This window comes from Candidatus Glomeribacter gigasporarum BEG34, assembly GCF_000227585.1.
GTDB classification, from domain to species: domain Bacteria; phylum Pseudomonadota; class Gammaproteobacteria; order Burkholderiales; family Burkholderiaceae; genus Glomeribacter; species Glomeribacter gigasporarum_B.
Map to the genome: position 1 here is coordinate 1 of NZ_CAFB01000058.1, position 12,048 is coordinate 12,048.

16 protein-coding genes and 1 pseudogene are annotated in these 12,048 nt (G+C 50.2%); 5 read left to right on the forward strand and 12 right to left on the reverse strand.

All coding sequences use genetic code 11. The annotated features are described in order from the left end of the window. Positions 1-15: 15 nt before the first annotated feature. The 4 genes from CAGGBEG34_RS07565 to CAGGBEG34_RS10305 form a co-directional block, all read right to left on the reverse strand. Complete coding sequence (locus tag CAGGBEG34_RS07565) at positions 16-1,281, reverse strand: MFS transporter (protein ID WP_006683124.1); 1,266 nt, start codon at positions 1,279-1,281, stop codon at positions 16-18. Then, complete coding sequence (locus tag CAGGBEG34_RS07570) at positions 1,274-1,570, reverse strand: hypothetical protein (protein WP_006683125.1); 297 nt, start codon at positions 1,568-1,570, stop codon at positions 1,274-1,276. Before CAGGBEG34_RS07570 ends, CAGGBEG34_RS07565 begins: the two co-directional genes overlap by 8 nt. Continuing rightward, on the reverse strand, positions 1,567-2,019 hold the full coding sequence (locus CAGGBEG34_RS07575; protein ID WP_006683126.1) for a hypothetical protein: 453 nt from the start codon (positions 2,017-2,019) through the stop codon (positions 1,567-1,569). The genes CAGGBEG34_RS07570 and CAGGBEG34_RS07575 overlap by 4 nt, the downstream gene beginning before the upstream one ends. Before the next feature lie 809 nt (positions 2,020-2,828). Beyond that, a complete protein-coding gene (locus CAGGBEG34_RS10305; protein WP_006683127.1) occupies positions 2,829-3,083 on the reverse strand; it encodes a helix-turn-helix domain-containing protein in 255 nt (84 codons plus the stop codon). Positions 3,084-3,628: 545 nt separating this feature from the next. Between CAGGBEG34_RS10305 and CAGGBEG34_RS12225 the strand changes: the two genes are divergently transcribed. Continuing rightward, positions 3,629-3,853, forward strand: a complete 225-nt coding sequence (locus CAGGBEG34_RS12225; RefSeq protein ID WP_081463796.1) for an HNH endonuclease — start codon at positions 3,629-3,631, stop codon at positions 3,851-3,853. 196 nt (positions 3,854-4,049) lie between these two features. Here CAGGBEG34_RS12225 and CAGGBEG34_RS12230 read toward each other — a convergent pair. Both CAGGBEG34_RS12230 and CAGGBEG34_RS12235 read right to left on the reverse strand, forming a co-directional pair. Further along, positions 4,050-5,662, reverse strand: a pseudogene (locus CAGGBEG34_RS12230) (ABC transporter substrate-binding protein). After that, entirely contained in the window at positions 5,652-6,101 is a 450-nt protein-coding gene (locus tag CAGGBEG34_RS12235) for a helix-turn-helix transcriptional regulator (protein ID WP_420885897.1), read from the reverse strand. The pseudogene CAGGBEG34_RS12230 and the gene CAGGBEG34_RS12235 overlap by 11 nt, the downstream one beginning before the upstream one ends. A gap of 867 nt (positions 6,102-6,968) precedes the next feature. On the opposite strand from CAGGBEG34_RS12235, the gene CAGGBEG34_RS07595 reads away from it, so the two are divergent. Together CAGGBEG34_RS07595 and CAGGBEG34_RS07600 are read left to right on the forward strand one after the other, a co-directional pair. Then, positions 6,969-7,313 carry an antitoxin gene (locus tag CAGGBEG34_RS07595; RefSeq protein ID WP_320408623.1) on the forward strand — a complete coding sequence of 115 codons (345 nt, stop codon included), beginning with the start codon at positions 6,969-6,971 and terminating at the stop codon, positions 7,311-7,313. Further along, the gene (locus tag CAGGBEG34_RS07600; RefSeq protein WP_006683131.1) at positions 7,310-7,714 is read left to right on the forward strand and encodes a type II toxin-antitoxin system VapC family toxin; all 405 of its coding nucleotides are present in this window, start codon (positions 7,310-7,312) and stop codon (positions 7,712-7,714) included. The genes CAGGBEG34_RS07595 and CAGGBEG34_RS07600 overlap by 4 nt, the downstream gene beginning before the upstream one ends. On the opposite strand, the gene CAGGBEG34_RS11400 is transcribed toward CAGGBEG34_RS07600, so the two are convergent. The 6 genes from CAGGBEG34_RS11400 to CAGGBEG34_RS07620 all read right to left on the reverse strand — a co-directional run bounded on the left by CAGGBEG34_RS11400 (position 7,711) and on the right by CAGGBEG34_RS07620 (position 9,216). Continuing rightward, positions 7,711-7,893 (reverse strand): hypothetical protein, encoded by a 183-nt coding sequence (locus tag CAGGBEG34_RS11400; RefSeq protein ID WP_042688357.1) that lies wholly within the window; start codon positions 7,891-7,893, stop codon positions 7,711-7,713. The two genes, CAGGBEG34_RS07600 and CAGGBEG34_RS11400, sit on opposite strands and share 4 nt — an antisense overlap. After that, positions 7,880-8,026 carry a hypothetical protein gene (locus CAGGBEG34_RS11135; RefSeq protein ID WP_158641841.1) on the reverse strand — a complete coding sequence of 49 codons (147 nt, stop codon included), beginning with the start codon at positions 8,024-8,026 and terminating at the stop codon, positions 7,880-7,882. The genes CAGGBEG34_RS11400 and CAGGBEG34_RS11135 overlap by 14 nt, the downstream gene beginning before the upstream one ends. Further along, on the reverse strand, positions 8,023-8,178 hold the full coding sequence (locus CAGGBEG34_RS12240; protein WP_081463798.1) for a type II toxin-antitoxin system Phd/YefM family antitoxin: 156 nt from the start codon (positions 8,176-8,178) through the stop codon (positions 8,023-8,025). Before CAGGBEG34_RS12240 ends, CAGGBEG34_RS11135 begins: the two co-directional genes overlap by 4 nt. Positions 8,179-8,215: 37 nt before the next feature. Continuing rightward, a complete protein-coding gene (locus CAGGBEG34_RS11405) occupies positions 8,216-8,401 on the reverse strand; it encodes a hypothetical protein (protein WP_006683132.1) in 186 nt (61 codons plus the stop codon). Positions 8,402-8,521: 120 nt separating this feature from the next. After that, positions 8,522-8,794, reverse strand: a complete 273-nt coding sequence (locus tag CAGGBEG34_RS07615) for a hypothetical protein (RefSeq protein WP_006683133.1) — start codon at positions 8,792-8,794, stop codon at positions 8,522-8,524. Next, positions 8,794-9,216: a putative toxin-antitoxin system toxin component, PIN family gene (locus tag CAGGBEG34_RS07620; RefSeq protein ID WP_006683134.1), complete on the reverse strand. Its 423-nt coding sequence runs from the start codon at positions 9,214-9,216 to the stop codon at positions 8,794-8,796. Before CAGGBEG34_RS07620 ends, CAGGBEG34_RS07615 begins: the two co-directional genes overlap by 1 nt. 326 nt (positions 9,217-9,542) lie before the next feature. Here CAGGBEG34_RS07620 and CAGGBEG34_RS07625 point away from each other — a divergent pair, with 326 nt between their 5' ends. Further along, entirely contained in the window at positions 9,543-10,409 is an 867-nt protein-coding gene (locus CAGGBEG34_RS07625; RefSeq protein ID WP_006683135.1) for a DNA adenine methylase, read from the forward strand. A 9-nt stretch (positions 10,410-10,418) separates the two neighbouring features. Next, positions 10,419-11,444 carry a TraU family protein gene (locus tag CAGGBEG34_RS07630; protein ID WP_006683136.1) on the forward strand — a complete coding sequence of 342 codons (1,026 nt, stop codon included), beginning with the start codon at positions 10,419-10,421 and terminating at the stop codon, positions 11,442-11,444. Positions 11,445-12,048 lie beyond the last annotated feature (604 nt).

Here is a 12,048-nt window from a genome sequence, read left to right on the forward strand (position 1 = left end):
CTAGATGAATGACTGTCACGCGCGGTTTGCGCCGCGTGCACAGAATCCGGCTGATCGGCTCGCTTTGCCGTTTTCTTGCGCCTTCAACCGAATTGTTGACGGTAACGCAAGCAGTCCAAAGAATAGGATGTAGAAGGCGGGAAAGAGTAAAAAGCCCGTTTGGTCGGTCATCCAGGTTAAAACCAACGGGGTGATGCCGCCGAGAAAAGCGGCGGGCAGTGTATACGCCAGATTCATTCCACGGCATCGCACAAATTGAGGGAACTGCCTGGCCAGCATTTCCATCAATACGCCCGTGATGCTGCCTTGCAAACAGCCCAAGAGCATTTGCAGTACCCATAAAATGCCGAAAGAAGCGTGTTGAAACAAGGCAAACAACGGAACGATGAATAGGGTGGTGGAGGCAACACTGACCCGAATCACCCGCTGATAACCGAACGCATGGGAGAGATAACCCGCGACCAATTTAAAGGCGATGGACGCGATGACAAAGACGGCATTGCTTGCCCATGCGAGTGTTCGAGGCACATTCAGAAAATGAATCAAATACTGAGAAGTCCAAATAGAGAGCGTGCCGCTCAGCGCGATGGTGAATGAAACGATTAAGACAGGCTTGAGCATCGAACGCTTTAAGGACAGCCAGGCGGATTTGAATGTGCCTGCCTTCTGCACGGGGAAATCTTGAATCGAGCGGCGCATCGCGCGGATGCCTATAATGAGCGGGATGCTGAACAGAAAGGGAATCCGCCACGCCCACGCTAGAACGGTTTCCCGGTTGAAATACGAGAACAGTAAAAAGACGACCAGCGAGGCCAGCAAATACCCTAATTTGGTGCTCGCCATCACAATACTGCACAGCATACTTTTGTATTTGGAAGGCGCCGCCTCAAAAATATAGCATCCATTGGTCGGAAGCTCTGCGCCCATCGCAAAGCCTTGAACGAGTCGCAAGATCAACAATAGCGCGGGGGCGAGAAAGCCGATCTGGGCATAGGTGGGTAAACATCCGATCAGCGCGGTCGGTATGGCCGACATCATTAAAACGGTTTTCATGGGGCGGCCGCGCCCAATTCGATCTCCCACCGTGCCCCAAACAAGACTTCCAAGCGGACGGATCAAATAGCCGATGGCGAATATCGTGAAGGCTTTTGCCAAGCCAACCACAGATGTTTCACTCTTGAAAAAGAGTTGACCGATGATATCGGCCATATAAGCGTAAACAGCAAATTCATACCATTCAAAGATATTCGCCACCAGCCCAATCTTTAAAAGATTACGCATCACAGCGCATCGAGACGGGTGAAGGGATCGCCTGCAACCGAGTGCACATCTCATCCCAGAAGCCCACGTCAACTTTATCCTTCAATGAGGAATAGACGGGATGTGCTGTTTCTGAACAGTCTGAAAATTGTTGGATTGAAAATAAAACGTGCATTTCATCCAGAGCGGGCAATTGATTGAAGTAGCCATCGATCTCTAAATACATCAAACATTTCTGAATGGCATCTTGCTCTGGATAGTAGAGTTGGTACAGCTTGAGCAAATCCGGCAGACTTTTTTGAACCGTCAAATTTTGGCAAAGCTCAGCACTGCGATCACTTTGTGAGTATTGCGGTTGAAAACAGGTCTCTTCACGGTCTGTTTAAATCGGATAAAGCCTTCATGCGTAAATGTGACGTGACATCGACTGACGGGATGTTGAGTCGCCTGGACTTGATGATCAAGGCGTTTAATCACCTCCGGTTCTTTATTTTTCCAAACGATAAACTGAGGACTAAAATCCCATTGGCTCCAAATGCCGTCCCTTGCAGCCAAATCATCTATGGTGAGGCCAATCAAATCGTTGACCTTGACTCCGAGCAAAGTGGCCGTTAGCGGACTGCACAGAAGATATTTTCCTGTCTGAACATCCTTTAATAACATTTGGTCGGACGACTCTTCAATCAAATCGGATAAAGCAGTGCCGGCGTAATAGAGTGGCCCTTTGGACTGACGCAAGCCATTGAATTCAATATTCATTGAAACGCTCCCGGTAAATGATGAGCGCGCATGTCGAGATCAACTCGAACACGGGCGCTCGCACCTATCGGACCAGGCGTCAGGCGGCTTTACGCATCGTCAGCGACTTTCCAGACATCGCAAAAAATCACGTTCTGCAAATGAAAGGCACTGAACAATAGGTCCGCGTGATTCTGCTCAACAATCAGAGGGGTACATCGTCGAGCGCTGTAAAACGGATGCGTTAAACGAAACACATGAACAACGCATCGTTTCGACGAACACATCGACGGTTGAAGCAAAAAATTCGGATGTGTAGCAGAATCGCACTTAGCCATGATTCGCCTGTCCTATAGGCGAGTTGTGGTTAGGCCGCGTATGGTGTATCAGCACTATGCGCGGCCGCTTTTTTTATTTATTTAAGGCTGGCGCGCAAATCCCGGCGGCAGAATCTGCGCGCCGACAAGCTGCAGAATAGAAATACCAAGAGATAGAAGGCATAGCGGACTCCTAGAAGTGTGGTTTATCTCTCCCACCCCCTTTGAAAAAGGTGGCAGACCAAAACAGGAGTTCAAAGGCCGGTCTCTAGGAACCGGTGAGCTTTTGCTTGCGCATTAGCTCCTCCCATCCGGTCCGCCATTGAAAACGATCCAGATGTCCTAGAGACGATAATTCAGGCCTTTGATTCCTGTCTGCTGATTGTTATCAGCAGAAACTTCAGTATAGTTTCTCTTCGATAATTGTCAACAGTCTGTTTAAAGCTTCATAGCGGATGTTTCACAATAAGAGGACATCATTGCCTGTACTTACGCTGCTCTGCATTTCTCACTCTATTCATCTGAAATCTCTTTTAATTTTTCTTCGACCCAAGAAGCAAGATGTGTCAAAGAGATCCGTAGGCCGTGCGAGAGGGCTAACATCGTTTTAAGAGAAGGGAGTTGACGACCTAACTCTAATAGCGAAATGTAACTGCGATCCAAACCGCATTCAGAAGCGAGTTTTTCCTGTGTAAGTTTTCGTCTGAGGCGCAGTTCGCGTAACACAGAGCCAAAAGCGATAGCAAGTTTGCGAGTATTCAAATCCACAGCCTTCCTCATATGCTGTGAATTCTCATCTTCACTACTTATCGTTGTCTGCTGATAGCTATCAACAATATTTTTGGAAGCATTTCTGAACTCTAAATTGGGGGCGCCTCAGAAACTTGAATGTGATTGATAAGCAATGGCAGGAAAGAGGGTGCCCTGAGAAGTGGAGTGAATCCCTGGAACTGGACAGTTCGGAGTCGATCAATTGATACGCTTGCTGGGTCCTTTTCAGAGGCACAGCACGATGTCAACAAGAAGTCTGTATCGTCGGCACAGTCCNCANTTCAAGTGGCCACTGTGCGCGGATATTCGGAACGGCAAGATCGGACGGCGCGAAGCCAAGCGTACTTATCAAATTTTAGCCAACCTGATTCAGTTGTGGCTAAGCCAATATGATCGCGGCGAACTGAATGCTGAAGAAGCGTAAGCGCTCAATTTTCATAGCTCAAGTTGTCCAGTTCAAAGGGTTCACTCCAATTTGGGTGGACACCCATACTCCGCTTCCAACCTGCAATAAGCGAGGTGCAGAAAATTGAGCGCTTACAGTGCAACGACTTCTGGCACAAGAATGCGAACTCTGCGGATTAGTGGGCCATTGCGAAGTTCACCATATTCGCAAGCTAGCCGATTTGAATCAACCAGGGCAAAGAGAAAAACCATCCTGGATGAAACGAATGGCAGCACGACACCGTAAAACGCTTGTCGTGTGTCAGACATGCCATCAGGACATTCATCGCGAACGGTTCGGAGGGTACAAATCGAAGGAATAGATCACTGGAGAGCTACGTGACGCGGAAACGGTCATGCGTAGTTCGGAGGGGGCGTTGGAAAAGTACTGACAAGAGCAACTCGCTGGCGGCCTACCCAACTGCACGCGCAGTTCTGAGAGGGGGGCCTGATGGTGACATCGGATTCCTACTCGGCGAAGTTTCACAAATTGAAGCGCTTTGGAAAGCAGAGCAAAACTCATCTTAATCCGACTCCGGAAAAAATCGTTGGGCCGAGCGGATTGATTTTGAAGCCGGTCACGTGTTTGCTGATGACTTGGTAGTCCGTTACGTAGGCGACAGGCGTAAATGGCTGCTCGCTTTTGAATATTTTTTGCGCTTGCGTGTAAAGCTGAGTGCGCTCAGCGATATCCGTTATTTGTGCAGCGCGCTGAATTAAACCCTCAAATTCTTTATGACACCATCTTGAAAAGTTACTGCTACCGACTGTGGTGCAACTGAGCAGTCTTAACCAATCGTCGGGATCACCATTGACACTGATCATACCGAATAGGATAGCATCATGCTTGCCATCACCTCCGCTTTTGAGAAATTTTGCAAAATCTTCATTTATGACGACATTTACCTTGACGCCAATTTTGGCCCAGTCTGCTTGTATCATTTCAGACATGAGCCTTGCATTGGGGTTATAAGGACGCTCAACCGATAGAATAAAGAGCGAAATTGAAAAGCCCCTCGGATAACCCGCTTCTTCCAATAATGCTTTTGCTTTCTTCAGATCACGCGGCGTATCTTTTAAACTTCCGTCGAAGCCCCATTGTGAGGGCGGTAGTGGTGCAACCGCGATTTGTGCGTGCCCTTCATAGACCCCATCGATGATGGCTTGTTTGTCGATGGCCATATCCAGCGCGCGGCGTACCCGACCATCATTCAAAGGTTGATGCGTGACGTTGTAAGCGAGATAGACGAGATTGAGCCCTGGCTGACTTAATACTTGAAAATTTGAATCGGCTTCAAATGCGGCAATATCGACGGGACGCAGGGCGGCGCTGATTTGGCATTCATTCATTTGAAGTTTTTGCGCGCGTACCTTGGCGTCCGGCGTAATTTCAAAAATCAGTTTAGATAACTGCACATCTTCGGGTTTCCAATATTCTGGATTGCCATCAAAGCGGATTGTTGCATCTTTGATGTACTGNTCGGAAAACAAACGGGCCCGTCCCAATCGGCTTCCAGTTGATCTGNAGATGGCTTGCCCTTCTTGAGCAGTTGCGCAGCATATTCGGCAGAAAGGATCGACGCTGGGCCCACCGCTAGATTAGATAAAAAGGACGCATTGGCCGAGTTCAGGGTAAATCTCACCGTATGACCCTGATCAAGCGCTTCAATCTTAGAAACGAGTTTGTCAAAATTGCTGTGGTGCCAGAATGGGAATTCCGTGGGATAGGCTTTTCGGAACGGCATATTGGGGTTGCGCATCCGCTCAAAGGTAAAGACCACATCCTCGACGTTGAAATCCCGCGTTGGCTTGAACCAGGGCGTGCTATGGAATTTTACGCCGCGCCGTAGATGAAAAGTGTAGACCCGGCCATTCGACGAAACATTCCAGTCTGTTGCAAGACTGGGCCGAATCCTGCGGCCGTCTGTCTCAAGGAGCCGGTTATAGATCGTCCTTGCACTTGCAGTACGGTCAAGCACAGACCAATACTGACTTGCATCGAAGCCTGATGGATTGCCTTCTGAACAATAGATCAGCGTCTTATCCGGTAACTTCGCATATGCACTGCTTGACGCCGTAAAAAAACTCATTATGAGCACCCACTGAAATGACAAAAGTCGGTTACAGAACATGTCCGTAGGCGCTGTTCTGAGCATTCACAGGTATTGTATGTAATTTGGCCAGTACCTTGTGTATATCGCATGAGTTTAATAATTTCTGCTTAATATGACTGATATGATTACTTGCTGTTTGAACACTACATCCCAGTCGCTTAGCAACGGCCTTACATCTTGAATCCTCGCACATGTAAAGTAAAATTCGGGTCTCTGTGTAAGTTAACGAATCATAAGGAGAAAAATAGCGATCTATATTTAAATTTTCTAGAAACTTTCGAATGGCTTCTTTTCTAGAATAGAAGTCTTCGTAGAGTCTGAATAGTTTCAGCAAAGGAAGTTGGTCAGTGAACTGAAGAAAAATCGTCAAGAATGCAATGACTTTTCTATCATGATTTTGAACAGGGAATTTAATAATATTTTCACATCTGACATGCCCATTAAATTGCAAGAGCAATAAGGTGCATGCTAGCAGCTCGTTTACTTTGTATTATTCGACTTCCAAGTTCATACCCCTTCTTAAAACATCTTGCTTCATCGGATATAATTGTGGGACTCAGATTTAAACGACTTCTTCTATGCAGGACATCCTGTGTCCAAAGCTCCATCGGAGTGATTCCAATTAAATCATCAATTGAATCAAGGCCACACCAGCGCGCATGATGATAATTCGTAAGCAGGTATTTTCTGGTGCAAGCATCTTGTACAGCGCATGAGTCTGGAAAGTTCTCGACGAATTCATCTAAAAGACTGCCACTACAACTAATCCTCTTTAGATCGGGCAAAATCTGAGAAGTATCCATAGGGTTAGCCTTACTCGACGGAAATCCTTACATTAATTAAGATTAACCCTGTTTTTTGAAAAGAGGATCTCTAGTTCATTCTATAATTAACTTCCTTAGTTAAAAATAGAGGCGTTTTTACTCTGCCTCGTGTACCGGAATGCAAAGATTTCATTGTCTCGGCACACAAAATTTCTGACAGGTTCTTTTAATTTTCAGATCCGTCGCGCACCGCGGCCTCCCATAGCACGGTATCGGCGCGCGCCTCCAGCGATTTTCACACTTGTCGAGAATATTTTCATACGCTCTGATTGGTCGCTACAAACAAGTATTGAATATTTAAGCAGGTACCTCATCCCTTTCTGGCGGGGGCTCGTGACCTGCCTTGTCCAGAAAATGTAACAAGTCAACGGGTTTTGCATTCCCAGCCTTTATGCTATAGGCCTAGGCAGCGCCAGCAGGCCGAAGGCGATTCATATACAGGGCAGGGAAAAGCAGCAGGCCCGTTTTGTCCGTGAGCCAGGCGCAGGATTAAAGGAGCCTTGCCGAAAAAGATTGAAGACTGGTTTGTATTCAGTTTGACAACTTCAGCGGCAATGGGTAGCATATGCTTCACGCATATGCTAGAAGAGGGAGCCATGTTGAAAATCCATGTGGACAAACCACGCCGTGTCCGACTCTTCAGGAATGGCCATAATCAGGCCATGCGTATTCCGCGTGAGTATGAATTGCCAGGAGATGAAGCCATGATGCGCCGTGAAGGGCGTCAGTTGATTATCGAGCCAATTCAGACAGAGCCTCTGCGTACCCTTCTATCGGCTTGGGTACCCCTGGATGAAGGGATGCCAGAGATACAGGATTATCCACCTGAGGAGACCGTGCTTTGAAGGCCAGTATCTACTTGTTAGATACAAACATTTTATCGGATGTCATCAAAAACCCGAAAGGCCGTGCTGCGAGTCAGTTAGTTCAAGAAGAACCCCAGCAACTCTGTACCAGCATCATCGTTGCAGCTGAAATGCGTTATGGTGTTGAGAAGAAAAACATGCCTGAACTGACACGGCGTGTGAATCGAATATTAAGCGCAATTCATGTACTTCCTCTGGATCAAAACGCCGACCGCCATTATGGACAAATTCGAGCGCAGTTAGAAAAGGAAGGTATGATCATTGGGGCGAATGATCTATTTATTGCTGCGCATGCAAGAGCGAGAGATGCTATTTTGGTCACTGACAATCTCAAAGAGTTTAGCCATGTCCAGGGTTTGAAACTGGAAAATTGGCTTTAAAAGCGCAGCAAATCTTCAAACGAGAACGGCCGTTTATGCCTATTGCCTATGCGACCGTCTATCAAGCGTTCAATAGCTCCAGATTTTTGGAATACTTCATCTCCCAGATGAGGAAGAAAAGTGGCACTGATCAGCGCATTAGTATCAAAAACAATGGGCGCTGGACTATTCAGATTCATCGATCATGCGCGCGATATCCGATTCCGTGAGATTGTCCGCTTCCGCCTGTTTTCCCAGTCTGGATAGAAGGCGCGTCAGTTCTGTGGAGGCGGATTTGCCGCGTAAAGAAGCCAGTTCGCTGACCATTTTCATAAATTGGAAAAGTGTTGCCTGCGTATCTCCGTAGGGGAAATAACCAAAGAAACAGGTCTGCCCCGTCGGGTAATGAGTACGGGTTCCCGCTGCGAGGTGTCGATCATTCCCCCAAAGTGATTTTGCGCTTCAAGAGAAGTCATCGTGCGCATGGTGATACCTTATGGTTTTAAATAGCTAATATAACTATTATAGGTATTTCACGGGAGATTTTAAAAGTCGTGGCAAGCCCTGCCCGGATGCTGCCGCCTTCGAGGATTCCCACAGATCCTGCATGGATTGATCGAAATCTTGCTGGCTGTCCTGAAGCCAGGCAGCGCCTTGTTTTGGCGTCAGCATGGGCCGTAATCCGGCAAGCGCTTGAGCGGCGGTCATCGTCTGCTTGGTGGTGTGATTTTGGCGATCAGAGTGTGGTGACGCTCGACTGCTACGGTTTCCCTGCGGCTCGCAACCTGATCCAAAATCTTGCGGGTATTTTGGGCTAGATCGGTAGCACTAATCGTCTTCATAGCGCCCTACAATAGGCATTTCATCTCCCTCCGGCGGAAGTTCATGACCTGCCTTGTCCAGAAAGCGTAACAAATCAGCCGGTTTTGCGTTCCCGGTCTTTTGTTGAAGAAAGGCTGCCGCTGTTTCGACCGCGCCAATCTTCTCGGCTACGGCGACCGAAATCCATTGATTGAGCGACACCCCATCCTCACGGGCAAGCCTTCTCGCCGCTGTCTTAACAGACGCTGGAAGTTTAAGCGGGTAAGAAGTGTTAGACATCAGAGCATCTCCAAAAGCAGTTCGCCCGGTCGTAGTACGCGAAGCCCGAATCGCTTGGCTGCTGCGGCAAAATCTTTCACGTTATACGTAACCAGCGCATCTGCGCGGCCATTGACAGCGGTTTCAAGCACCATTTCATCTTTGGCATCTCGAAGCTGGGGTCGCCATTGAAAATGGACATCAACGGGTTCGCAGCTACTGGCCAAAGCAGCGAGAAACTGATCAATTTCCTCCAGACGCAGATTCACGGCGAGCCGCTGCTCAGGTCGTTTCAGTACATCCTCATATTCTAAAAACAGTGCGGAGGTTATCAGTGGCACCCATCTCCCTATTGCAACCTGTCTTAAAACCGCATTGCCAGCGCTAGAGATGCTGCGCAGAGCTGTGACAACCACCGAAGTGTCTAGAACAATTCGATTCATGTCCCAAATGATATCACATCTTATAAGATATCTGTCCTATAGAAAGATGGCGTCCAAAACTTTATCCCTTTTCTCTGTTAAGGGTCTGTAATGTGAAGGCCAGCATTTTGGGGGGTGATGTGTTGCCCCTGCTGGAACGGCTCCAAAGCGTTGATTTCGCGCTCATAGCCAGCGCACAAGTCCTGTTAGCGTGGAAGGGTATTCACTCAAGCCCTGAAACGCATGTTCTGTATCGCTCTACATCGCCCCGTTTCTGATGGTTTGGCCCAGCGCTGTCTGCTGCTGGGAACCGCCGTGCGGTTCAGGGACCTCTGTGAGATCGAACCGTGAACAGACCCAACCGGCCGATCATGACCTACCACGGCGGCAAGTGGCGGCTGGCCGACTGGATCATTTTCCATTTCCCACCGCACCGCCTCTATGTGGAGCCCTTCGGCGGGGCTGCTTCCGTGCTGATGAAAAAACCCCGCAGTCTGGGTGAGGTCTACAACGATCTGGATGATGAGATTGTGAACGTGATGCGGGTGTTGCAGGATGCAACGCTCCGCCAGCAACTGGCCGAGGTCTTGTCTTTTACGCCCTACGCGCGCGCCGAATTCAAACGCGCGAAGGAGCCGACGGCGCAAGCAGTCGAACGTGCCCGCCGCACCTTGATCCGCGCCCAGATGGGCTTTGGTTCGGCGGGGGCCACCAAAACCAGCGCCGGATTTAAGCTGGATGTGAAGCACCACGCGGGCAGCCATCAGCGCGCCTGGGCGCAGTTACCCCATCGTTTGCAGGATTTCGGTCTGCGCTTACAAGGCGTGTTGCTGGAAAACCGCTCCGCATTGCAAGTGCTGCGCGACCACGATACGCCAGAAACGCTGTTCTATGTGGATCCGCCTTATTTACATGAAACCCGCTGTTTAAGCGGGGCGGTGTATCGATATGAGATGAGCGCCGCAGACCATACTGAGTTGCTGGATGCGTTGTGTTCGCTGAAAGGCTCCGTTGTACTCAGCGGCTATCCACATTCGCTCTACGACAAGGCCTTGCACGGCTGGCGGCGGGTGGAAAGGCAAGCGCAGATTTCTGCTCACAAAGGGAGTGGTACGCGTACCGAAGTCTTGTGGCTGTCGCCCAACATTGCCCTGTCTGCGCTGGAACAGCCTTTGGCACGGAGCCAAGCGCTACCCACATGGGGCGCAGGGTAAGGCGCTGCCATGATGCGCATTTCTCGCCTCAAGCGTTTCATCAGCCTTCCCCTATTCGTGTGCGGGCTATGGGGGACGAGTATCGCACAAGCGGACCCAGGTTGCCAAAACGCCAAGGTCATCGGCCCGAAACTTATCACCGATATTTGTTGGTCGTGCCTGTTCCCGATCCGCATTGCCGGCGTGCCAATTTCCGGCGCAGGCGGCCGCATCCCGGAAGAAGCGGTCAAGAGTCCGCTGTGCACCTGTCGGGACGGGGCCGGTCTGCCAAGGCCCGGCGTGACAACTTCGATGTGGGAGCCTGCGCAGCTGGTCGAGTTCCAGCGGGTGCCCGGCTGTTCTTCAGTGCTGAATGGCACGCGCTTTCCGTTTAACCGCACTTTCCAGGGGCATCACGGCACAGGCAGCCTGGACGGCGGCGACGGCTCCTTTATGCACTATCACTTCTATGCCTTTCCGCTGCTCACCTTGCTGGAACTGTTCGTTCGGCCCAACTGCAATCCCGACGGCTACATGGATTTGGATGTCCTGTACTTCTCGGAACTCGATCCGACCTGGAACAACGACGAGCTGGCCTTTTTCACGAATCCTGAAGCCGCTGCCGTGGCCAATCCGATTGCAGCGGCCGCTTGCACGGCGGATGCCGCTTCTGCAATGGCGGGCAAACCGCTTAAACAACTGTTCTGGTGCGCGGGCAGTTGGGGGACTTTATATCCTTTAAGCGGTCATCAGAACGGCGGCAAGGGCGTGATTCGGGATTCAAGCTTACTTACAGCGCGCGTGCTGGCGGCGTTGCATCGACGGGGACTGTCCTGGCGGACGATGGGCGCGGATGCAATGTGTAAGGGCGTGATCGATCCCCTGCTTCCGAAGACGCAATACAAGTTCACGTTATTGCATCCGGTGCCAGAGACGCATTCGGCGCATGTGATTGGGGAATCGGCACTGAATTGGGGGATTGCTAAAACCATTCCGGCGGTCGGTCAAGACCCGATCTACACGATCTGGCGCTGGAACGACTGCTGCAATAACTGAGGGGCGGTCATGTTTCGGTGTTTATGGCTCAAATCCACTGCTTGCCTATTGCTGGTTACGTTTCCTTTGCAATCGGTCGTAGCGGCTGGCGGTGGAGCGATTTCTGCGCCTGTACCGCAGGCTGAGCAAGCAAACGCCGATCCACGGCCAGAAAAGGAAGGGGTGCGACATGAGGCAGAGCGCCCTTCTCAAACGCCGAATTTTGCGGAACTGGGAAAAGCGGCCAAGGCGCTGGGGCAAAGCCAGGCGGCGTCATTGAAAGACCATGCTGGCGCTGTACAGGAAGGAACGGTCACGGTTCCGCAGTTGAAAGATGGCCGGTTTAAGTCAGGCAACACCCGTGTCCACATGGACGATTTATTTCCTGGCACGCGCCGCGATCATTCTGACCCGGACGGCACTTATTTTCCCAAGGGACAGAAGCCCGACCTGGAACGGCTCAAACAGTTGCACGATGCAAACAAAGAGATGGGCGAGGCCGGTCAGTCCGCCAAGAAAGGGTTGTGGAAAGACAGCCAGGCGGCTTCCCCCTCGCTCGCAGGATCCGCCTATCAGGTGATACTGGACGCTTCAAAACGGAGTCGGCCGGATTTCGCAGAAATNA